The sequence below is a fragment of the Nostoc cf. commune SO-36 genome (assembly GCF_023734775.1).
Taxonomy (GTDB): domain Bacteria; phylum Cyanobacteriota; class Cyanobacteriia; order Cyanobacteriales; family Nostocaceae; genus Nostoc; species Nostoc commune_A.
The window spans coordinates 4,981,696-5,004,626 of record NZ_AP025732.1 but is presented as its reverse complement, the minus strand read 5'-3'; the positions used below and the strand labels follow the sequence as shown (position 1 = coordinate 5,004,626).

20 protein-coding genes, 1 tRNA gene and 2 pseudogenes are annotated in these 22,931 nt (G+C 43.2%); 12 read left to right on the top strand and 11 right to left on the bottom strand.

Annotated features, from left to right (window positions below; genetic code table 11):
- Positions 1 to 115: 115 nt before the first annotated feature.
- The 6 genes and pseudogenes from ANSO36C_RS22660 (at position 116) to ANSO36C_RS22640 (ending at position 7,760) form a co-directional block, all read left to right on the top strand.
- On the top strand, positions 116 to 736 hold the full coding sequence (locus tag ANSO36C_RS22660; RefSeq protein WP_251956336.1) for a hypothetical protein: 621 nt from the start codon (positions 116 to 118) through the stop codon (positions 734 to 736).
- A complete protein-coding gene (locus tag ANSO36C_RS35015) occupies positions 730 to 816 on the top strand; it encodes a hypothetical protein (RefSeq protein WP_410174722.1) in 87 nt (28 codons plus the stop codon). Before ANSO36C_RS22660 ends, ANSO36C_RS35015 begins: the two co-directional genes overlap by 7 nt.
- Before the next feature lie 502 nt (positions 817 to 1,318).
- Positions 1,319 to 2,767: a F0F1 ATP synthase subunit beta gene (atpD, locus tag ANSO36C_RS22655; protein ID WP_251956335.1), complete on the top strand. Its 1,449-nt coding sequence runs from the start codon at positions 1,319 to 1,321 to the stop codon at positions 2,765 to 2,767.
- 153 nt (positions 2,768 to 2,920) lie between these two features.
- Positions 2,921 to 3,334, top strand: a complete 414-nt coding sequence (atpC, locus tag ANSO36C_RS22650) for an ATP synthase F1 subunit epsilon (protein ID WP_251956334.1) — start codon at positions 2,921 to 2,923, stop codon at positions 3,332 to 3,334.
- A 152-nt stretch (positions 3,335 to 3,486) separates the two neighbouring features.
- Positions 3,487 to 5,603, top strand: a pseudogene (locus ANSO36C_RS22645) (SPFH domain-containing protein).
- Between the two features lie 402 nt (positions 5,604 to 6,005).
- The gene (locus ANSO36C_RS22640; protein ID WP_251960414.1) at positions 6,006 to 7,760 is read left to right on the top strand and encodes a serine/threonine-protein kinase; all 1,755 of its coding nucleotides are present in this window, start codon (positions 6,006 to 6,008) and stop codon (positions 7,758 to 7,760) included.
- 10 nt (positions 7,761 to 7,770) lie between these two features.
- Here the strand turns inward: ANSO36C_RS22640 and ANSO36C_RS22635 are convergent, their stop codons facing one another.
- Positions 7,771 to 8,070: a 30S ribosomal protein PSRP-3 gene (locus tag ANSO36C_RS22635; protein ID WP_069071048.1), complete on the bottom strand. Its 300-nt coding sequence runs from the start codon at positions 8,068 to 8,070 to the stop codon at positions 7,771 to 7,773.
- Between the two features lie 231 nt (positions 8,071 to 8,301).
- Here ANSO36C_RS22635 and ANSO36C_RS22630 point away from each other — a divergent pair, with 231 nt between their 5' ends.
- Positions 8,302 to 8,769: a DUF29 domain-containing protein gene (locus ANSO36C_RS22630; RefSeq protein ID WP_251956333.1), complete on the top strand. Its 468-nt coding sequence runs from the start codon at positions 8,302 to 8,304 to the stop codon at positions 8,767 to 8,769.
- Between the two features lie 41 nt (positions 8,770 to 8,810).
- Positions 8,811 to 9,617, top strand: a complete 807-nt coding sequence (locus ANSO36C_RS22625; protein WP_251956332.1) for a TIGR01548 family HAD-type hydrolase — start codon at positions 8,811 to 8,813, stop codon at positions 9,615 to 9,617.
- Between the two features lie 35 nt (positions 9,618 to 9,652).
- On the opposite strand, the gene ANSO36C_RS22620 is transcribed toward ANSO36C_RS22625, so the two are convergent.
- Positions 9,653 to 10,876: an RNA-guided endonuclease InsQ/TnpB family protein gene (locus ANSO36C_RS22620; protein ID WP_251960413.1), complete on the bottom strand. Its 1,224-nt coding sequence runs from the start codon at positions 10,874 to 10,876 to the stop codon at positions 9,653 to 9,655.
- Between the two features lie 248 nt (positions 10,877 to 11,124).
- Between ANSO36C_RS22620 and ANSO36C_RS22615 the strand changes: the two are divergent.
- A pseudogene (locus ANSO36C_RS22615) lies at positions 11,125 to 12,518 on the top strand (cytochrome P450).
- Positions 12,519 to 12,725: 207 nt separating this feature from the next.
- Here the strand turns inward: ANSO36C_RS22615 and ANSO36C_RS22610 are convergent.
- The 6 genes from ANSO36C_RS22610 to ruvB form a co-directional block, all read right to left on the bottom strand.
- Entirely contained in the window at positions 12,726 to 13,724 is a 999-nt protein-coding gene (locus tag ANSO36C_RS22610) for a sulfotransferase family protein (RefSeq protein ID WP_251956331.1), read from the bottom strand.
- Positions 13,725 to 13,769: 45 nt separating this feature from the next.
- Positions 13,770 to 14,342, bottom strand: a complete 573-nt coding sequence (gene cysC / locus ANSO36C_RS22605; RefSeq protein WP_251956330.1) for an adenylyl-sulfate kinase — start codon at positions 14,340 to 14,342, stop codon at positions 13,770 to 13,772.
- A 26-nt stretch (positions 14,343 to 14,368) separates the two neighbouring features.
- Positions 14,369 to 15,646, bottom strand: coding sequence for a glycosyltransferase (locus tag ANSO36C_RS22600; RefSeq protein WP_251956329.1), 1,278 nt, complete (start codon positions 15,644 to 15,646; stop codon positions 14,369 to 14,371).
- Positions 15,647 to 15,734: 88 nt separating this feature from the next.
- A complete protein-coding gene (locus ANSO36C_RS22595) occupies positions 15,735 to 16,538 on the bottom strand; it encodes a tetratricopeptide repeat protein (RefSeq protein ID WP_251956328.1) in 804 nt (267 codons plus the stop codon).
- Positions 16,535 to 16,828 (bottom strand): hypothetical protein, encoded by a 294-nt coding sequence (locus ANSO36C_RS22590; RefSeq protein WP_251956327.1) that lies wholly within the window; start codon positions 16,826 to 16,828, stop codon positions 16,535 to 16,537. The genes ANSO36C_RS22595 and ANSO36C_RS22590 overlap by 4 nt, the downstream gene beginning before the upstream one ends.
- 15 nt (positions 16,829 to 16,843) lie before the next feature.
- Entirely contained in the window at positions 16,844 to 17,944 is a 1,101-nt protein-coding gene (gene ruvB, locus ANSO36C_RS22585; RefSeq protein ID WP_251956326.1) for a Holliday junction branch migration DNA helicase RuvB, read from the bottom strand.
- A gap of 218 nt (positions 17,945 to 18,162) precedes the next feature.
- Between ruvB and hisF the strand changes: the two genes are divergently transcribed.
- From hisF to ANSO36C_RS22570, 3 genes are all read left to right on the top strand, one after another.
- Positions 18,163 to 18,936 carry an imidazole glycerol phosphate synthase subunit HisF gene (gene hisF, locus ANSO36C_RS22580; protein WP_251956325.1) on the top strand — a complete coding sequence of 258 codons (774 nt, stop codon included), beginning with the start codon at positions 18,163 to 18,165 and terminating at the stop codon, positions 18,934 to 18,936.
- Positions 18,937 to 19,035: 99 nt separating this feature from the next.
- Entirely contained in the window at positions 19,036 to 19,230 is a 195-nt protein-coding gene (locus tag ANSO36C_RS22575) for a hypothetical protein (protein ID WP_100901219.1), read from the top strand.
- 94 nt (positions 19,231 to 19,324) lie between these two features.
- Positions 19,325 to 19,397 (top strand) — tRNA-Ala (locus tag ANSO36C_RS22570).
- Positions 19,398 to 19,657: 260 nt separating this feature from the next.
- On the opposite strand, the gene ANSO36C_RS22565 is transcribed toward ANSO36C_RS22570, so the two are convergent.
- The 3 genes from ANSO36C_RS22565 to ANSO36C_RS22555 form a co-directional block, all read right to left on the bottom strand.
- Positions 19,658 to 20,944: a TniQ family protein gene (locus tag ANSO36C_RS22565; RefSeq protein WP_251956324.1), complete on the bottom strand. Its 1,287-nt coding sequence runs from the start codon at positions 20,942 to 20,944 to the stop codon at positions 19,658 to 19,660.
- Between the two features lie 198 nt (positions 20,945 to 21,142).
- A complete protein-coding gene (locus tag ANSO36C_RS22560; RefSeq protein WP_251956323.1) occupies positions 21,143 to 22,705 on the bottom strand; it encodes a TniQ family protein in 1,563 nt (520 codons plus the stop codon).
- 2 nt (positions 22,706 to 22,707) lie between these two features.
- Positions 22,708 to 22,923 carry a hypothetical protein gene (locus tag ANSO36C_RS22555; protein ID WP_251956322.1) on the bottom strand — a complete coding sequence of 72 codons (216 nt, stop codon included), beginning with the start codon at positions 22,921 to 22,923 and terminating at the stop codon, positions 22,708 to 22,710.
- Between the last annotated feature and the right edge of the window lie 8 nt (positions 22,924 to 22,931).

Genomic DNA, 22,931 nt, shown 5'->3' with positions numbered 1-22,931 from the left:
GATCGCTCATGCGGCTGTAAAAATTGACACAGAACAATAGCTATACTTAGTGTTTGCCTACGAAGTTGGCAGTATCCCTATTATCAATACATATTTTTGTGGAGAAATGAGTTTTATGGCTACTTCATCTGTGATGAAATTATCAATAGCTACTATCAGCACAGCATTCATAACTCTAGGAACCATCAGTACAGCACAGGCTGCCTTGATTAACTTTGACACAGATGCTAATGGTAATCCGATAAATGCTTCATCTTTGTTCATTGAAAGCACTGCGCTTACTAACTTGTATGCACCCTTGGGCGTAAATTTTAGTGGCCCAGGTCAACTAAGCGGTGGCTCAATATTAGATCAGTTGGGCAATTTTGGAGTTAATGCACTCAGTGGCTCTAATTTTTTGGCGTTCAATCGTGATGCCATCCTATCAAACGGTGGTTTACCAACAGATCCAGAAACAATCAGTTTTGCTGACTCGATAAGTGATTTCTCTATCTTCGCTTCTGCAGGAGAGTCTAGTACTTTCCAGCTACAAGCATTTGATATCAACAACTTGCTACTAGGTACTAACACCATTACTACAGCATTCGGAGAGTGGGGAGAGTTGAGCTTTTCTTCATCTTCAGTTAACATCAGCCAGGTTATCTTGACTGAAATAAGAGGGGAAAATGCATTTGTATATGACAATCTTTCCTTACACCTGCAAGTAAGTCAGTTCCCGAATCTGGATCTGTGTTAGGTTTACTGGCATTAGGTGCTTACAGTGCCACTTCGTTCCTAAAATGTAAACAACAACGTAAAGCCGCATCTCAAGCCTAAAATCGGGTTATACAGGACTAGTTTATGAAGTCCGTGTAAATTGGTACAATGGCGCGACAATTGTGGATAATGTAATATATCACGCTGCTACTGTTCCTGAACCAGTTTGTTTGATTGGCTTGCCTAGTTTAGGTGCTTTTGGTATCACCTCTAAATTAAAACGCAAATAAAATCTTAATTTATCAAGCAAAAGCTAGGTATGAAAATCTAGCTTTTTTGCTGTAATTGCAGATATTTCGATAATTTAACAGAGTGGCATCTTTTGTGACAACGCCTCAGAGACTAGGACGATCGCATTTGAAAAATGAGATTAGGGATAAACTAGAGCCTATCCCGTCAATCTAGTCAGGATGAGGACTACAACCACAGCCGCCAAACTGCTTTTTAAGGAATTACTAAGGGAGTTATGTCCCCGTCCGGTGCTAAAGTGAAAATTGACATTGCTTATTATTATGTCTTCTCCGACCTTATCTGAAATCTAGCTTCAATCATTAGGCGCAGCATGGTCACAACCGCAGAAAAAACAAACATTGGCTACATTACCCAAATCATTGGCCCAGTTGTAGACGTTAAATTTCCCGGCGGGAAATTACCACAAATCTACAACGCTTTGAAAATCAAAGGCACCAACGAAGCTGGGCAGGAAATCAACATCACCGTTGAAGTACAGCAACTGCTGGGCGACAACCAGGTGCGGACTGTTGCGATGAGTTCCACCGAAGGCTTAGTGCGCGGTTTTGAAGTCAGCGATACAGGCGCTTCTATCAGCGTACCAGTTGGTAAAGCCACTTTGGGCCGGATTTTCAACGTCCTTGGCGAACCTGTAGACAACAGGGGGCCTGTAAATGCTGAGACAACTTTACCTATCCACCGCTCTGCTCCCAAATTCACCGACCTGGAAACCAAACCTTCGGTGTTTGAGACTGGGATTAAAGTTGTTGACCTTCTGACTCCCTATCGACGCGGCGGTAAGATTGGTCTGTTCGGCGGTGCTGGTGTTGGTAAGACCGTGATCATGATGGAGTTGATCAACAACATTGCTACTCAGCACGGTGGAGTATCCGTTTTTGCTGGCGTGGGTGAGCGCACCCGTGAAGGCAATGACCTCTACAACGAAATGATTGAATCTGGGGTAATCAATAACGAGAGCCTCAATGATTCTAAAATTGCTCTTGTGTATGGTCAGATGAACGAGCCACCTGGAGCAAGAATGCGGGTTGGTCTGTCAGGATTGACAATCGCGGAATACTTCCGTGACGAAGAAGGCAAGGACGTGCTGCTGTTCGTCGACAACATCTTCCGCTTCACGCAAGCCGGTTCGGAAGTGTCGGCTCTGCTGGGCCGCATCCCCTCGGCCGTGGGCTATCAGCCGACGCTGGCCACCGAGATGGGCAACCTGCAAGAGCGCATCACCTCGACCAAGAAGGGTTCGATCACGTCGGTCCAGGCCATCTACGTGCCCGCCGACGACCTGACCGACCCGGCGCCCGCCGCCTCGTTCGCCCACTTGGACGCAACGACGGTTCTGTCGCGCGGTTTGGCATCGAAGGGAATTTATCCCGCAGTAGACCCACTGAACTCTACTTCCACCATGCTCCAGCCCAACAGTGTGGGTGACGAACACTACAATACTGCTCGGGCGGTGCAATCAACTCTGCAACGTTATAAAGAACTCCAAGACATTATCGCTATTCTTGGTCTAGATGAATTGTCTGAAGATGACCGTCTCATCGTAGCGCGGGCCCGGAAAGTTGAGCGTTTCTTGTCTCAGCCGTTCTTTGTAGCAGAAGTATTCACCGGTTCTCCTGGTAAGTACGTGAAGTTGGAAGATACCATCAAAGGGTTCCAAAAGATTCTGTCTGGTGAGTTGGATGATCTGCCAGAACAGGCTTTCTACTTGGTTGGCGATATTAACGAAGCGATCGCTAAAGCTGCAAAAATCAAAGGTTAGTCATTAGTCATTTGTCATTGGTCATTGGTCATTAGTCATTAGTTCAAGTGCTAATGGCTAGTGGCTAATGGCAAATTGCAAAAGACATAGACTCCCTTTGGGCGGCTTCCCGTAGGGTAGGACAAAGGACAAAGGACGAAGGACAAAAGACAAATGACATTAACCGTTCGTGTAATTTCCCCAGATAAAACAGTCTGGGATGCCCCAGCTGAAGAAGTTGTTTTGCCTAGCACGACTGGTCAACTAGGTATCCTAACTGGACACGCACCACTTTTGACCGCCCTGGATACTGGTGTAATGCGAGTCCGTGCCGCTAAAAATCAGAATTGGGAAGCGATCGCTCTTTTGGGTGGCTTTGCCGAAGTCGAAGAAAATGAAGTGACAATTCTGGTTAACGGCGCTGAACGTGGCGACAAAATTAACCTTGATGAAGCGCGTACTGCTTACAACCAAGCAGAAGCGCGTCTAAGTCAAGTCTCAGCAGACGATCGCCAAGCCCAAATTCAGGCAACTCAAGCCTTCAAACGCGCCCGCACTCGGTTTCAAGCTGCTGGCGGTTCGGTCTAATTTAACTTTGTAGGTTGGGCAATATCCAACCTACACCAAAATATTTATTAATTTAAAAATTAAATTTAAAAATTACGTCAAGTTTAAGAAATTGAACCAAGCCTTGGTGAAGTGTTAACTTAGCTAATTAGTTGCCCATTTGGGCAAAAATTATGAAAAGTTTTTCATCTTTGCTTGGTAAGCGGAAACAAAATAAGGCAGTTCTTTTTGCAGCATCTATCGTCGCAACGTTAGCAATGGCTAGTAGTATTCATTCTGTGGATGCTACTTCTGTAAAAATAACTACTGCAAAAGAAAATTAATTCAGCATCAGTCCAGCTAAATCAAACCACACCAAATATTGCCCAGTTACAAACTGGTAAGACTCAATATCAAACTGCTGGAATCGATCCTGTTGTACTAGTTCCCATTCTACTTGTCGGCGGTTTAGTTATATTCGTCCCCCTATTCTTTGGCGGACTTGTAGTTATTGGGGAACGTGAAGTTGGCATTGTTGTAAGGAAATTTACCCTTTCCGGGCGTGGACTACCTGCCGGCAGTTTGATTGCTCTGAATGGCGAAGCTGGCTTGCAGGCAGATACTTTAGCTCCTGGTTGGCATTGGGGTTACTGGCCTTGGCAGTATTCTGTAAAAAAAGAGTCGGTAATTATCGTTCCCCAAGGGGAAATTGCTTTGGTTGTAGCGGCGGATGGCGCATCCAACCCACCAGAGCGGATTTTGGGTAAAATTGTAAGTTGTGACAACTTCCAAGATGCTCGGAAATTCCTCACCCAAGGCGGGGAAAAAGGGCGGCAAATGAGTTTTCTCACCGCAGGTACTTACCGCATCAACACCGCGCTGTTTAAAGTGATTACAGCTACAAATGCTAGCGCTCATGGCATGAGTCCACAACAGTTGCACATTTATGAAATAGCAGCAGAGAAGGTTGGGATTGTTACTACTTTAGATGGTTCAGCGATCGCAGCAGGTGAAATCGCTGGACGCATCATTAGCGGACATGATAATTTCCAAAATGGTCAAAAATTTATCGACGCTGGGGGACAACGGGGTTTACAAGAACAAGTATTATTATCGGGTTCGTGGAACCTTAACCCTTGGTTAGTAAATATTGAACAAGTCCCGATGACTGAAATCCCTATCGGTTATGTGGGTGTAGTGATTTCTTTCGTAGGCAAAGAACACGAAGATGTGAGCGGAGCATCTTTCACCCACGGAAATTTAGTAAATCAAGGACATAAGGGTGTTTGGGTTGAGCCGTTGTATCCTGGGAAACACCCGCTCAACACCAAGGTGATGAAAATTGAGCTAGTACCAACTACAAATATCGTCTTAAACTTCACTGAAAGGATTAGCGGTAAGCACGGTTATGATACAAACTTGCAGGCGCTAAAACTGCTATCTTTTGATGGTTTTACCTTTGATTTAGAGATATTCCAAATTATCCACATTGGGGCTTCCGATGCGCCGAAAGTGATTTCCCGCTTAGGTTCGATGCAAAACGTCATCGATCAGGTTTTGCGTCCCATTGTGGGGAATTATTTCCGCAACTCGGCTCAAGAGTATACTATCTTGGATTTCTTGACTGCACGAAGCGATCGCCAAGTTGAAGCTTCCGAATACGTTAAATCTGCCTTGCGTGCTTATGATGTGCAAGCGGTGGATTCATTAATTGGTTTGATTACCCCACCAGATGAATTAATGCACACACTGACAGACCGTAAAATTGCTGAAGAAAAACGCAAAACTTACGAAGTTCAGCAGATGGCGCAAACCCAACGGCAACAACTTGTCAGGGAGACAGCACTGGCTGATATCCAAGAAGAAATGGTGCAATCAGAGCAGAGTGTACAGATTGCCGATTTGAAAGCTCAAGCCCAAATTAAACAGGCGAACGGTGAAGCTGAGGGGACAAAACTTCGGGCAATTGCTGAGGCTGAAGGTATTCTGGCCACGGGTAACGCCAAAGCAGAAACTTACCAAGCGGGTGTGGAAGCCTTGGGTTCACAAGGTTATACAGCAATGCAACTGATGCAAATTATAGGCGATCGCAATGTCCGCTTAATACCAGATTGTTTTAGTTAGCGGTAACGGTAGTAATAACGGCTTAGTGGATGGGTTACTATCCCTGATTTTATGGAATCAAGCTGGTAAGGGTGAATTGACATCAACAACTTTGCATCCACAACCAGTAGTTAACAACGGACAACCAACCCCAGAAAACGGTTATCCACCTATAGTTGTGAATTTCCCTGTAGATAAGTCAACTTAACCTTAAAAGGGCGCTTAGAAACCGCGCCTATACAGACAAAACCCACTTCCGTGGGTTTCAAACCCTCAATTTTTCATGATTTCCTCGGAGGCGGACTACCTTGCGGGTTCGCCCTTGGCGTTCTCGAAGAGTAGCCGCAAAGCGTCTATGTTTGTGTAGCCGCGTTCGCGTAGCGTGCCGGAGGCTCTATTCCATTCGCCCTGGCTGCTATGACTCAATACAGTTCAGTTAAGAGCATTTTTTCCTTCTCTCTGTGTTCTCTGCGCCTCTGTGGTAGCCTGCGGCAAGCCAAGCGTCTACGTTAAAAAAATTGATTTCACAAAGGGTTTTAGCCTTAAATGAACCGTATTGTCCTACAACTTTGGCGGAGAAATTTTGCTTTTACAAGAACGTTATCGTTTAATGAAACGGATTGGTAAAGGGGGATTCTGTAAAACCTTCGTCGCTGTAGATGAAGGTCAATTTCCGCCAATTCCTTGCGTCGTTCAAGAATTATCGCTGAAATTTGAAACATCTAAAACTTTTCAGCAAAAGGCGCAAAAGCTAGAAGAATTCGGAAATCATCCGCAAATTCCCGCTTTGTTGGCTTATTTTCAGCAGAACGAGCATTTTTATTTAGTGCAAGAGTTTATTGCAGGCACTAATTTAGCTCAGGTAGTTGAGGAAGAAGGCGCTTTTAATGAAACTCAGATTTGGCAACTTTTAGAAGATTTGTTGCCAGTTTTGCAGTTGATTAGCGATCGCCACATCATCCACCGAGATATCAAACCCCACAATATCATCCGTAGATCCCCAATTACTAAAAACGGGAATTTCGTTATAGTCGATTTTAGCACTGCGAAAATCGTCACAGAAATCGATCGGCTAACATCTGAAACCAGTATTGGCAGTCCAGAATACGCTGCTCCAGAACAAACGAAGGGAAAAGCCGTTTTTGCTAGTGATTTATATAGCTTGGGTGTAACTTGTATTTACTTACTTACCCAGATTCCTCCCTTTGATTTATTTGATATTGCTAACGATTGTTGGGTTTGGCAACAATATCTTACTACCAAGGTTAGCGATGTCTGGCGACAAGACTCAAAAAGTCTACGCTTGGCGCAAATCCTCGACAAGCTGCTGCAAAAGACTGTTAACCACCGCTTTCAATCAGCTGATGAAGTTATGCAAGCAATGGGTATGGAATGTAAAACTCAAAATTTGAAATTACCAAACCCTCCTCAGCCATGCTTGCATACCTTAACTGGGCATTCTGGGACATTGAATAGTGTAAATACCCTTGCTATTAGTCCAGACAGTCAAACTTTAGCCAGTGGTGGTGATGACAAAAACATCAAGTTGTGGGATTTAAATACCAAAAAAGTCCTAGCTAGCTTATCAGGACATTCTCAAGCAATAAAATCAGTCGCCTTCAGTCCTGATGGGAAAATTTTGGCAACTGCTAGCGATGATAAAACGATCAAATTGTGGCAGGTTGAGACATTAAAAGGAATCTGCACCTTATTGGGACACTCACACGCTGTAAAATCAGTTGCTTTTAGTCCAGATGGGCAGATTCTCGCTAGTGGTAGCTGGGATAAGACAATCAAACTCTGGGATGTAAATACTGGCAGAGAAATTTACACCATCGCTGGACACCAATTGCAAGTAAGTTCAGTGGCATTTAGTCCCCAAGGACAGCTTTTAGCCAGTGCTAGCTATGACAGAACAATTCGCCTGTGGCAGATAGAAGGTTCCCAGAGAGAAATTCAAAACCGCCCATGCTATAGCTTGTTAAGCACCCTTTCGGGTCATGCATGGGCGGTTTTGACAGTCGCTTTTAGTCCTGATGGTCAAATTTTGGCGACGGGTAGTGATGATAACACTATTAAATTGTGGGAGGTAAACACTGGTCAGCTAATTTGCACACTTGTAGGCCATTCTTGGTCTGTGGTGGCTGTGGCTTTTACTGCCGATGGCGAAACACTCCTAAGCGCAAGTTGCGACAAAACAGTTAAACTTTGGAGGGTAAGCACAGCAGAAGAGATTGTTACTCTCTCTGGTCATATAGACTCAGTATCTGCTGTAGCTGTGAGCAAAGTTAGACAATTGATTGTAAGTGGCAGCCGGGACAAGACTATCAAACTGTGGCAGCTTGTAGAACAGGACAATAGCTAATATTGTAATATCAGGCGCTACCTGTGAAGGCAACTTCTGGAAATTTCAACTGAGCTTCTGCCATTGGACGGTTTCTGCCTTCCTCTTGCCAGTAGTTAATCACTTCTGTCGCTTTATTAAGCAACTCGACACGATCCACATCAGTAATCCAATGTTTGGACTCTAATTCCTTTTTTAACTCTTCCCAGGCATCATTTCTGGGCCAAAAAAAGTACTTAGTCAAGGGACTTGTGCCTTTGCCGACAATTTGATCGACTGCTAGAGCGACGTTTTCGTCTAACCACAGAATTTTCAAAATAAACTTTGTCAATCACACCTCCGGGAATTTCCGGGCATTACTGAACTAGGATAGCGATCGCTTATTTTAACGCAATACTATATCAAATGACCAAACAGTGATGAGATTGGGCTAGCATAAGGTGTAAGTCGGCGCTAACAAAGATGCTTATGACCGAAACAGACCCATGATACAGAGCAAGTAAATTTGTCTATGGTAATTTTGACTTTTGACTTTTGACTTTTGAATTCGGAGCGAAGCGACGTGACTGCTCAACTGCCCCAATCTCAAACAACATCTGGTTCAGATTTGTACGAGCAAGATTTTTACCTGTGGATTCAAACCACAGCAGAACTACTCAAGCAAGGTCGGCTCACAGAACTGGATTTAGAGAATTTGATTGATGAAATTGAAACGATGGGCAGAAGTGAAAAGAAAGCACTCAGAAACAATTTGGAAGTGGTGCTGATGCATCTATCGAAGTATAAATATCAAGCCGAGAAGCGTGGTAGTTGGCGAGGAACAATTCGGGAGCATCGCAAACGCCTCAGACAAGCTCTAGAAGAAAGTCCTAGCCTCAAACCATATTTTGATGAGGTTTTTGGGCTGTGTTATGACGATGCTAGACTCTTGGCTGCCGATGAAACTGAATTGCATTTGGCTACCTTCCCCGAACAATCTCCCTTCACGCCAGAGCAAGCCCTCGACTCCGATTTTTTACCTGAGCCATGAGCGCATTATGATGATGTAAAACTCTTTTGCTTGCTTACCCCATGACTCAACAAACTTCTGTAAAAGCGATCGCTATTTTCGATATTGATGGCGTTGTGCGCGATGTTAGCGGTTCCTATCGCCGGGCGATCGCAGATACCGTAGAATATTTTACCACCCAAGCATATCGTCCAACACCACTGGATATTGACCAACTAAAGTCTGAAGGTGTATGGAATAACGATTGGGAAGCATCGCAGGAATTAATTTACCGCTACTTTGAAACCCAAGAACAGAGCCGAGAACAACTGCAACTAGATTACACTGCGATCGTTGCTTTTTTCCAATCCCGTTACCGTGGCCCTGACCCAAATAATTTTACTGGGTATATCTGTAATGAACCTTTATTATTACAACCTAGCTATTTAGAGCAACTTACCCAAGCCGGGATTGCTTGGGGATTTTTTAGCGGTGCGACTCGTGCTTCCGCCAACTATGTATTAGAAAAACGCCTCGGTTTGCAATCTCCGGTGTTGATTGCGATGGAAGATGCACCAGGTAAACCAGATCCTACGGGACTTTTCGCTACAGTTCGTGAGTTAGAAAATGGAATTGAGGAAAGATTAGCGATCGTGTATGTGGGAGATACGGTAGCAGATATGTACACCGTTGAGAAAGCGCGGAGTCTAGATTCTACTCGCACTTGGCTTGGTATAGGCGTTTTACCGCCCCATGTGCAGGAAACAGCAGCGCGTAGTGATGCTTATAGTGAGACACTAATAGCAGCAGGAGCAGCAGTAGTTTTGCGTAATGTGCAGGAATTGACTCCAAGACAAATTCAAGAATTGTTGACATCCTCCCACCACTAATTCGGAGTACCGAATATAGTGGGGGATTCCAAAGATCACTCTTTGGGTTTCCTCTTTCCACGAGTTGACTTGCTTGAAAGAGTTGCCTCGCTCAAGTATTGGTCAGTCTCTCCAGAGGCGTTAGTTCCGACGTGACCCGCCGTACTTAGACCTTTTTCTAATATGTTTCGCGCCGCGTTCCAATCCCTATCTTGGGTATGTCCACAATGAGGGCAAATATGGGTTCTAGTGCTAAGAGTCTTTTTGACAACTTGACCACAGTTAGAGCAATTCTGACTGGTGTAGTGGGGTGGAACAGCAACGGTTACAACACCAAACACTTTACCAAAATACTCAACCCATTCACGGAACTGAGTCCATGCCGCATCACTAATCGACTTAGCGAGGTGTCTATTCCTCACCATATTCCGCACCTTCAAATCCTCATACGCCACGAGGTCGTTAGACCTCACCACGCACCTTGCTGTCTTAACAGCAAAGTCTTTACGCTGGCGACTTACTTTGAGATGCTTACGAGCAAGTTTATTTCTAAACTTGACTCTATTGTTAGAACCCTTTTTAGTCTTAGACATCCGGCGTTGCAACCGTTTCAAAGACTTCTCACTTTTACGCAGGTGACGCGGATTGGCAATTGTCTCCCCGTTACTATCGGTATAGAAATGATTCAAGCCAACATCAATACCAATGGTTTTACCCGATGGAACTCGTGTTTCTACTCTGTCTTGGTCAATGCAAAATTGGGCATAATACCCATCGGCACGACGTACAACCCGCACTCTTTTAAACTGTTTGAGTTGGTAGAAATGCAGGTCACGAGTTCCCCAAAGCTTAAAGGTTCCTGCTTTAAATCCATCAGAGAAAGTGATATACCTGCGGTCGTCAGAAAGTTTCCACCCACAGGTTTTGTACTCAACAGAACCGTGGGTTTGTTCCTTCTTGAACTTTGGAAAACCTTTCTTCCCAGGCAAGGCTTTTTTGCAATTATCATTCGCGGAGCGTGTCGTAGACAAGAACCGAGCGATTGCAGACCACGCTCTTTCAGCGCTGGCTTGACGAGCCATCGAATTGAGCTTCCCTGCCCATTCAAATTGTTGAGCAAGAGTCGCGCAGTAGGCAGAAAGCTCATACCTGCCAATACCTTTGTTATCCATCCAGTACCGAAGGCAAGCATTGCGAACGAAACGCGCAGTTCTAATTGCTTCATCAAGCAATTGATACTGCGAGTCTTGTCCATCAAGTTTTGCTTCAAATACCAGCATATTTACGTCACGTGCATTAACGTAAATCATAACAATGGATTTGCGAAAAATGAGGCAGCGCGTTGGGCGGCTCCCCCGACTTGAAGCGACTGCCGTCTCGCCGCCAAATCACAGATTATGGCGGGAGCCTTCTCTCCGAGTTAGGTAAATTCATTTGCTTGATCTGTAGTCTAAGATTAATCAAGCTAGGGGTGCATGAATGGCTGGCTCATAACAATCTTACTTTACTCATTGGGAGATTAATAAAAATGTCTGCACTTAAACTGCCTAACGGCCCTCAAACTCACCCTTGGGTACAGATGTATCAATGGCTTACTAATCCCTTAGAATACATCGAAGACTGTGCCAAACGTTATGGTGATATCTTCACCCTTCAGCTAGGAAAAAATGTTGCTCCTCAAGTTTTTATTAGCAATCCCCAGGCGATTCAACAAATTTTACTACAGATCCAAAACAGTTAGACTCTGGTGAGTCAGCAGGGATTCAAGCGCCTTTATTAGGACGTCAATCACTACTGGCGCTGGAAGGAAAGCCTCATCAGCGACAACGAAAGCTATTGACACCACCATTACATGGGGAACGAATGCTAGCTTATGGTGAATTAATCTGCGATATCACTGAGCAAGTAACTAATCAGTGGCAGGTTGGAGAAAACTTTGCAGTTCTGTCATCAATGCAAGCAATCTCTTTCCAAGTAATTTTGAAGGCTGTATTTGGTCTAGAAGATGGGCCACGTTACGAGAAACTCCATGAATTCCTGATTACAATTCTGAATCCCAAAATCCCTATTTTAAGAACAGTTCTGCTTCTTTTCCCATCACTGCGACAGGATTTAGGAGCGTGGAGTCCTTGGGGGAAATACTTGCGTTTACGGCAGCAAATCGATCAACTTATCTACGCCCAGATTCAAGAACGTAAAGCACAACCCGATCCATCTCGCACTGATATTCTATCTTTGATGATGGCTGCTCGTGATGAGGCGGGAGAGCCGATGACAGACTTGGAATTACGTGATGAACTGATGACTCTATTAGTAGCGGGTCACGAAACTACTGCAACTTCGTTATCATGGGCGCTGTACTGGATTCATCATCAGCCACAGGTGCGGGAAAAACTGCTGCAAGAATTAGATAAGTTAGGTGAACAACCAGATCCAAACGCTATTTTTCGATTGCCTTATTTGAATGCTGTCTGTTCTGAAACGCTACGCCTTTACCCAGTAGCGGTATCGGGACTAAATCGATTGGTCAAATCACCGCTACAAATTGGGGAATACAACTTTGAGCCTGGTACTTTGCTCATTCCCTCTATTTATTTGACCCATCATCGAGAAGATTTATATCCTGAATCGAAGCAATTTAAACCAGAGCGTTTTCTGGAACGGCAATTTTCTCCTTATGAGTATTTACCCTTTGGTGGCGGCAACCGTCGCTGTATTGGAATGGCATTTGCCTTGTTTGAGATGAAACTGGTGTTGGCAACAGTGCTGTCTCGCTGGCAAATGGAATTGTCTAACGGGAAACCTGTAAAGCCAGTGCGTAAAGGTTTGCTATTTAGCCCCGCAGGTGGTGTGCGGATGGTGGTAAAGGGGAAACGTCCTCAAAATCAGTCTGTTTTACAGACAAGTTCTAGTTCAGCTTAAAGATTGACACTGTTCCGCAAAGAGAAAAAATCAAGGTAGATCATGTTCGGTGAATTATTAGGACTGAAGCTGCGTGTTACAAAAAATCCCCATTTTTCCTGTGTAGTAAGCGGCTTTATACCTGATATTTTTGACTAAAGTCAGAACTACGAATTTAAAAGAATAAAGTATACTTCTTTTGAAGTAGTTATCACACAAAAGACAATCTTAAGTATCGTAACCGTGGTAAGCAAAATAAGGTTGTAATTTCTGGCGAATTCGCTCATAATTTCGTTCTACTTCTGGCAATAATTTAAGTTGACGCGCTTGAATCAAAGTGTCATAAGCTAATGTCACTCTCGCCTCTAATCCCAGAAACCCCAAAATCCTGATTATGGTTGCCTCCGGTGCATGGCACAGTTCTTCATAAGTGAGCGAGACATAATCTGTCTTTGGTAAAGCCTCAATATTATTTAAAAAGTAGGTTGTCGATTGTACAGTTTCTTTAGTAACTCGGTGCAATCCCAGGTCGAAGTACGATGAATACAATAACTGGTATAAAAAGCTTTGTACAGGGTTATCGAATATTTGTTTATACTGGTGGGCAATTAGGGCTATGTACTCATTTCTGAATGACAATATTGAGCGTGCAGCTTTTAATTTGGAATTAATTACATGAATTGGATGTCGGTGAATAAAGATAAACTTAGCTTCTGGAAAAGCTGTTTTGACATACACAAAGTGTGGAAAGCACCACGGATTTTTCAGCAGCAGTGGTCTCTCTCGTTTTGACACAAATTGAATCTTTCTACACAACTCTGTAAATTTGAATAGATTATTAGGATTCAAGTAAGAATCGCATCCAGCATTCTTGAGAATAAATCCATACTCTTCTGGTAAATCTGGAGTCACTGCTACGTTGTCAATAACGCGATCCTTCATCCCTAGAGATTTAAATATATCCTCTATTTCTTGGCGTGCTTGTTTCTCAGTGCCATTTACATAGTTAGAAATAAGCTCATCATATTTAACAATGTGATAACTTTTGATAAAGTTAAAACACTCCGTTGCCACCAATGTCTGGTATAATAAAGTCGTACCCGAACGATGGTCTGCCATAATAAAAATGGGACAAAAATCGGCTTTTTCTAGTAAATTTAAGTATGGTTCATCATAAATTTGGTTGATACTAGTAGTTGGCGGTTTCTCGTTTTTTAGCTCTGCCATATTATACTTTTGATTAAATTTGAATAACAAATTTTTAGTGATAGTTCACTGTCCACCAAGCGAATAAAGATATCCGAAATCTGCCAATTTTGCCAAAACCTTACTTGCGCTTTGTTCAACAGTTTCTTTGTCTGTTCTGCATTCTACTTCTGGATTCAGTGGTGGCTCGTATGGATCATCAATACCGGTAAAATATTTAATATCTCCATTTCGCGCTTTTTTGTACAGACCTTTTACATCCCGTTCCTCACAAATCTCCAACGGTGAATTAACGTAAACTTCCACAAAAGTCCCAATGCGTTGCCGTACCTCTTCACGAACTTCGCGATAGGGTGAGATAGCTGAAACAAGAACAATCACATTATTTCTAGTCAAAAGATGAGCCACAAAACCAATGCGGCGGATGTTTTCATCGCGGTCTGCCTTACTGAAGCCTAAACCATTACATAAATTTTGGCGTACTATATCACCATCAAGGACTTCAACCTGATATCCAAGCGATCGCAACTCTCTTTCTACGACTCGGTTAATACTAGTCTTTCCGGCACCACTTAAACCAGTAAACCAAATTGTAAGACCATATTGCTTTAGCTTCACCCAACCTCCAGTGTCGTGCAATGCGATTGATGATGTTAGATATATACCTATGTTTCTGACAATACAGGCTTTCCTGTAGCAACGACCTGTTCCACAATATCAATGGCTCGACTCACACCCCCTGCTTTCTGAATCACCTCTTGTAACCTAACTGCATTTTTTTTATAACAATCTTCCGTTAGCACTTGTTGTATGGCGGTTCGCAACCGGGGAACATTCAATCGACCCAGGGGAATCATTTCACCAGCACCAGCCCAAACTAAACGTGCTGCGACACCTGGTTGATCATTGGTAATTGGTATTGCCACCATCGGCACTCCATTACTCAGAGATTCCAAAGTGGTATTCATACCAGCATGGGTAATGGTGAGAGTAGCTTTTTGCAGCAATTCTAGTTGGGGTGCATAACCAACAACCAAGGGATTTCCGGGTAGCCCTTGTAGAGACTCTGGAGTTGCAGAACCACCTAAAGAAATAACTAATTGAGCATCTAACTCTTTACAAGCTTCGGCAAAAAAATTGAAAATTTTCAATAGGCGATTTTGTACAGTCCCCATCGAAGCGTAAATTAACGGTTGCCCAGTCAACTTTTCAAATGGGAAAGATACAAGTTCCCTAGTAACTGTGTTATGGTATGGCCCTGTGAAATGAAAACTATTGGGTAAATTCTTTCTTGGAAATTCAAATTCAGCAGGCTGTTGGCTGATCTGAGCTAGCTGAGAGTAAGAGTCGTTGGGGCTAAAGTGAGGGGGTAACTTCCATTCTCGGCGATACTCATCTATGACCTCCCTAATTGGTCGCGCAACACGGTTTAACAGCTCATAACCTGCTCTATTGCGTAAAAGTGCCCACCAAGTAGAACTATAGCTCCAAGAGGTGTTAAAAGGTGGAACGCTGACATCCCGATTAATCATCATGGCGTTACACACGGTGACAAACGGGATGCCCAAGAATTCTGCGATTGTTCCTCCTTCAGGTGAAACTTGGTCTACTAGCAGTGCCTCTACCCCAGCTTCTTTAAGCGCTTGTGGAGCTTCCCTAAGAAACATAGCCGCCATTTTCTGTATCCAAGCGATCGTATACCGCAATGCAGCTAATCCACTAAGCTTTCCTAATTGGGCAAACAATTGCGCCATCGATCCACGGGGAAACTCAGACTCGCCAATTGCCCAAAATTCCAATCCAGCAGCTAGTGTCTTAGATTGAGCGTCGAGTATACCGAATAGGGTGACGCGATGGCCACGTTTTTTAAGTTCATATCCCAACGTAGTCATGGGGTTAAGATGACCAGTTGCTGCCGGACAGATCAATCCAAAATGAGTCATAGTTCCTGCTTCTGGTTGATTACAATGATGTATACCAGAAAACAGCTACATAGGCAAAGAAAAGAAATCTTTGTTGAGTTAGAAGTGCCTACTGGATTTTCAAGAACTTATCCAAAGCCGTAACTAGGCTGGGAGGCCAACGCCGAATATTTTTTACCCAGTCGATATCTTTGTAGCGGCTATCAAGTCCATAAGCTGCTACCCAGTTGCTTTCGGCTTCACCTTGTTCTCCATTTACCCAATATGCAGCTGTGAGGGCGGCACGCACATCAGCAAATTTGGAGTATTTACGGGCAATATTTCGCATCTCGCGGATTGCTTGCTCTTTTTGACCAGTTTCATAAAGAGCGAGGGCATAGTTAGCACGGGCGAAGGCAAAATTTGGGGCTATCTCATTAGATTTTTTGTAGTCTACGATCGCATCTTCCCATTTTCCTAAACCTGTTTTGGCATTTCCCCGATTGTTATACGCCATCGCATCTTTAGGATCGAGTTCTAAGACATGATTATAATCTGCGATCGCATCGTCCCATTTTCCTAAACCTTCCAACGCCGCACCCCGATTCAAATATGGATCGGTGACATTTGGTGCTAATTCTATCGCTTTGTTATAATCTGCGATCGCCTCTTGCAACTTGTTCTGACTCACCCGCGAATTTCCCCGATTACTCCACGCCCCCGCATTTGTGGGAAATTGCTCAATAATCTTTGTCCAGTAAGTTTCAGCCGTCGCAAAGTCACCTTGATTCGTCGCTGCAAAGGCTTGATTTGCCCACTCATCACCTTGTTTTAACTGTTCTTGAGTAATAGGCGGTTGAGATTGTGCCATGACTGGAGTACCCCAGCCAAACACAAGTAACAAACTGAGAAAAATACCAATAAGTTTAATCATCTAGGTTTACTTAATTTGTCATTTGTCATTCGTAATTGAGCATGGGGCAGAGGAATGGAGTTCAAAAGCTCTTTAATGAAGTTCAAAGGCTCTTTAATGGAGTTCAAAGGCTCTTTAATGGAGTTCAAAGGCTCTTTAATGGAGTTCAAAGACTCTTTAATGAAGTTCAAAGGCTCTTTAAAGGAGTTCAAAGACTCTTTAATGAAGTTTAAAGGCTCTTTAAAGGAGTTCAAAGACTCTTTAAAGGAGTTCAAAGGCTCATTTACAAATATCAATGCCCAATGCCCCATGCCCAATACCCATAATTACAATAATGACAACTGTTGATTAGGCGGCGTGAATCCCAAATGCTTATATGCTGCCTTAGTCGCCATCCTGCCGCGATGAGTCCGAGTTAAATACCCAATCTGCATGAGGTAAGGTTCATACACCTCTTCAATTGTTTGGGTATCTTCACCCGTTGCTGCTGCCATTGTTTCTAACCCCACTGGGCCGCCGTTAAATTGTTCAATTATTACACTTAGCATCTGGCGATCTGTCCAATCTAAACCGCAAGGATCTACTTGGAATAGTTGCAATGCCTCAGATGCAATGCTTTCATTAATCTCACCAGATACTTTTACTTCCGCATAATCACGGACTCGCTTAAGTAATCTATTAGCAATCCGTGGTGTTCCGCGTGAACGACGGGCAATTTCTGTAGCCCCATCTTCTGTAATCGAGGTTTTGAGTAATTGAGCGGTTCGCAGTACAATTTGAGTTAGTTCGTCAACTTCGTAAAATCGCAGTTTTTGAATTAAACCGAAGCGATCGCGCAGTGGTGAAGTTAAAGCACCCACACGGGTTGTAGCTCCCACTAGAGTAAACTTTGACAGAGGCAAACTTCTAATCCGAGCGCTGGAACCCTTACCAATAGTAATATCTAAGCGATAATCTTCCATCGCCGGGTAGAGAATTTCCTCTGTCATCCGCGAGAGGCGATGAATTTCATCAACAAATAAAATATCTCCTGGTTTCATGTTCACCAGTAGCCCAACAATATCCCGTGGACGTTCTAGGGCTGGCGCACTGGTAATTTTGTAATTTACCCCCATTTCCGATGCTAAAATCATTGCCATTGTGGTTTTGCCCAATCCCGGCGGCCCATACAGCAACAAGTGATCCAGTACCTCACCACGAGACTTGGCCGCTTTGATGGCAATATCTAGCACATCCTTTAAATCTTTTTGCCCAATGTAATCAGCAAATCGGTGTGGCCGAATACCTTCTTCCTGCTGTTCTTGTTCATCAATCGCAGCTTCAGGCTTCAAAATATTTTCTGTGGATGGTGCTTTCGCCGAGTCTCGACGCTGCGTTGGTTCTCCGTTGGGTTCTGGAGGCTGTTTTTTCGAGGAGATTATCGCCATAATTCAGCTATCTACTTTTAAGGGACTAGGGAGTGGGGGAGCAGGGGAGGCAGGAGAGGTAGGGGGAGCAGGGGAGGCAGGGGGAGAAAGAAGAACCAATGCCCCATGCCCCATGCCCCATGCCCAATGCCCAATGCCCATGAAAATTCTAGTTTGAGAATACCCGCGCCAATTTAAAATTTAAATTCGGTCAATTACCCAGAAGTACAAAAGTTATTATGTTATCTAAAAGAATCTTACCGTGCTTAGATGTAAAGGCGGGACGGGTTGTAAAAGGAGTTAACTTTGTTAATCTCCAAGATGCAGGCGATCCGGTAGAGTTGGCCAAGGTTTACAACGAAGCCGGTGCTGATGAGTTAGTATTTCTGGATATTACAGCTACTCATGAAGACCGAGCTACAATTTTAGATGTGGTCTACCGAACTGCTGAACAGGTCTTTATTCCATTGACTGTGGGTGGTGGCATTCAATCCTTAGAAAATGTTAAAGCTTTGTTACGAGCCGGCGCAGATAAGGTTAGTATTAATTCTGCGGCAGTGCGGGAACCAGACTTGATTAATCGGGCCAGCGATCGCTTTGGTAATCAGTGCATAGTTGTTGCTATTGATGCCAGACGCAGAAATAACCCGGAGAATCCAGGTTGGGATGTGTATGTGCGGGGTGGCAGGGAAAATACAGGCTTAGATGCCCTACTTTGGGCACAAGAAGTTGAAAAACGGGGGGCCGGAGAACTGCTAGTAACAAGTATGGATGCTGATGGAACCCAAGCCGGGTATGACATTGAAATAACAAGGGCAATTGCTGATGCTGTGGAAATTCCGGTTATTGCTTCTGGCGGTGCAGGTAATTGTGAACACATCTACACAGCCCTAACCGAAGGCAAAGCTGAAGCAGCATTACTTGCATCTCTGTTACATTACGGACAATTAAGCGTAGCAGAAATTAAAAATTATTTGCGCGATCGCAATGTGCCAGTCAGAACGTTATCTTGATCCACCATTTACGAGTTAATGACATCCATCTTAGGTTAGACACACTTCCCTAAAAGGGTGTTAATATTATTTTACAAGTATTAACAAATATTAAGAAATATGTTGCTTCCTATTTTACTTTTTGATGTAGCTTTAGTGGCGTGGTCGCTGCACTTGATGGAAAGAGCATACGAGAGTAAAGAATTTTCTCTCATGTTGGCTGGAACCTTAGTTGCTCTGGCAGCTGCTGCCATGTTAGTAGTTTACTTTTTGATGGGGCACTGTATGACCTATTTGCTGCAAGTGTCGTTGTGAGTGCTGAGTGCTAAAGCAAATATTTAAAATTTAGTTTCCACAAAAAGCTTGACAAAGTACTAATATTTAAGCGACTATATATAATGGGTTTCAAGGGGTTATAGCGCAGTTGGTAGCGCACCTCAATGGCATTGAGGGGGTCAGCGGTTCGAATCCGCTTAGCTCCATTCTTAAAAGTTATATTAGATAATGTGACACTTGCGACAACAAGCACTAGTTGTCCAAAATGGTCACTTTATGCTTGTTGTTCTCAAAGGACAACTAATGCTTGTCAATTATCGCATAACGGAGAGGAAAGTAAGGAAAAGCCTAGAAGAAATGATTGCTCAGTGGCTCGAAAAAAATTTAAGTTAGCATTTGCCTAATTGGCATTGTATCTCTTGCAATGCTGCACGTACTTCTCTGTATCTTAAGTATCCTGGCATACTCATCTGTTCTGAAACGCGGGCTTCAGACGGATATGCTCCTGATTGTGTAAACTTAGGGCAATTCGTCGAACTTCATCGCAAGACTGCTGGACATTTCTCAGAAGAATCGCTTTTTTCTCGTTGAGGTATTTCGCAGAGATGGCATGACATAAACTCGGAAAATGCCTAAAAATAGTTCTTCTGTCACATTCCAAACGCCTAGCAACCTCTTCCATTGATGGTGATGGGGAATCATTACTCTCAAGCAATGCTTCTAGATTTTGTTGTACTTTGTTAGCATCAAAAGACTTTACGCTTGCCCTAGTCTGGGGTTTTGATTGAAGTGGTAGTAGTCGCACTGCTTGAAAAGAATTTGCAGATTTTACTCCTTGTATTAAGAAATCCAGTAGGGAGATTTTCAGACAGTAACAAATTTGTAAAAGAGCCTTGATTGAAGGTTGATTCTCACCTCTACACCAAACCCATACTGTATTTCTGGGTATCTGAAGCTGGCGAGCAAATGCAGCTACATTTCCCTCAGCAACTTGAGATGCGTAACTGCACAATGCCTTAGCAATGCTATCTTTTAATGGCAAAGGTGTCAAATATGGGGCTTTAGCAAGCAACTCACCTACACTTTGTGCGATCCATATTTCAAACTGTAAATCATGCTCTTCTAAATTTTGGTGAGCGCTTATTTGAGTATCAAATGGCATTCCAAGCCACTTCAAGCATTTAGAGCAATATCCCGGCCGCGATCGCCAAGCCAAAACGTAATTTGTCTGACAGCAATGAGGACACTTTTGACTCAACTTTTGCTGGTGATGCGGGCAAACTTTAACTACATCCAACGACCAAAGTAAATGCTCGAAAACTAATTGACTAGTTGTGCGTCGTTCTTCGTAACAAGTTGGACACCAAGCCCTGATAGAACGAAGCAAATTCCTAGACGGGAGTAGTTCAGACCAAGTTAGCAATGTCAAAAACTGAAGATCATTGCGTAGAGTCAAGATTTGAAGAGCTTGACGCAAGTCAGCAGCCATGACACCCGTGCCATTTAGCGCTCCTGTAAAAGGATATATTTTGTGTAAATTATTACTTCCATATGTCTTATTAAAAACTGAGGTCAGTTCTCTTTTCATCAACACTCCCGGAGGTAAGCAATGAGCCTCAGCCAATCGAGAAACATAGCCTGTCAGGCTTTCTACCAAAGGTGTTCCGATACCGACAGGTTCTACGTGGTACAGATGGCTACGCGGTGGGATCAAAGGTAGCTTCAAATTCCACAACTCGTATTTAGTTAGCACATTTGCTCCTAAACTTTTTCACCTTGAATAAATTACACCTCAGCCACATTGTATTTCAACACATACAGGTTTTATAATGTTGGTAGTTTTCCTATACCTGACTTTTGAGAGTATGCGTAAAAAGTCATGCTGTTTCTTGGCTTTAGGGCTTACCGTGAAAAGTCAGTATTTGTAACTAGTATTTCCCAAAGAATTACCTCATTTTTCCCAGCCGAGTTCGTGCCGTACTTTGCATACTGCTTCAACAACCTCTTTTTGGAGTATCGAACCAGGACTTTTTAAAAAAACTGAAATCCTGCTAGCGGTAGGTTCTACCCCTTCCGAATGAAGCTGAAACGCAACTTTCCAAACTTCCTGACGCAATTTTTCTACTCGTTTTGTTCGGTTTTCTTGGCGATAATTAGCATACTGTGCTGAAATTGTACTGCATAGGTCTGGAAAATGTTTATCTAGGCTATGTACAGATTTTTTACCAAAACGCTTGGCAACCTCCTGCATAGATGGTGGTGGATACTCTTTAGCTGCAAGCAATTCTTCCAATAAACGCTGTAATTTTTCTAGCCTTTGAGCTTTTTCATACTCACTATGTCGCGCCGCTATAATCTTACACAAATCTGAAGAATAATAGTACAAAGTACTAGTTGTTTTATACCCAAACCATTTAGCAATTTCTACTAGGGATGGTGGTGGGCTTTCAGTGAGCGCAGTTTCCAGTGCATATAGTATTTCTGTCGAGGTACTTAATTGGTAATTACTTTCCCTACTTGGTTGATTCTGATTTTGTATGATTATGTTGCTAGAATCTACGTTAATTTCATCTTTAGTAAGGAAATCAAGCAGCGGTATTTCAAGCTGAAAACAAATTTGCAGAAGTGTGTCGATCGCTGGCAAGGTTTTTTCCACACACCATCTATGGGTTTGAGTTCTATTTATCCCTAGCTTTTTTGCAAATGCAGCTATATTGCCATGTGCAAGGACATTGACATAAGCAGAAAGCATTTCGGAAATCTTTTCCTTAGGTGGTGGAGATAAATGTGGTGTAGCGGCTATTAAATTTCCAAGATTATTTGTAACCCATATTTGCCAATTTAGTTCATCTTCTGTCAGTTTTATACTATTTGGTGATTTAACATTTGGAGAAATGCCAAGCCACTCTCTGCATATTGAACAACAACCTGGTCTTGAGTGCCAAGCCAATAGCCTGTTGTCTTTGTGACAGTATGGGCACTCTGTACATAGACGCTGATGATGATGCAGACAAATCGTAACTTCCTTTAGTGACCAAAGGAGTGGTTCATAGACTGTCTGTTCAGTTACACGCCAATTCTCGTAGCAGCTTGGACACCAAGCCCTGATAGAGCGGAGCAAGTTCCTTGGAGGAATTATTTCCACCCAATTGAGCATTGTTAGTGAACGCAAGTCATTACGTAGAGTTAATGATTCAAGGGTTTTAATTAGTTTTAAAGCCCAGCTACCCATTCCATTCAAAGTCTTTGTCTGACTAGTAAAACTTTTGTCTAGCCCTCCATCTTTACTCTTGAAGATGTATCCTTCCTTGAGCAATGGTACAAGCTCGCTCAAGATTAATATTCCTGTAGGTACACAATGCTCTTCAGCTAATCGGACAATGTAGCCTGTTAGGCTTTCTACCTCAGGCGTTCCGATACCAATTGGCTTTAAATTGTAGAGGCGGCTGCGTGGAGGAATAGTTGGTTCTTGTAAATCATATAACTCGATTGCTTGAAGTTCATTGCTGCTCATACTTATTGGCCTCCTAGCCGATCACGTTTAGGATTACGTTGAAATGGTTGTGTATTATTAGATTTAAAATTTCCTTTCTGTTCGATACTTTCCTTATTTGACAATTTATCTTGCTTGTGAGTTTCGGCCTTCTCCAAACCTAAAGTGATACGCAAGTTCTTGCTCCCATCTTCGCTATCTCTAAGCTTTTGTTCACCGTTAATTGCCTCTCTAGCCATCTCACGGC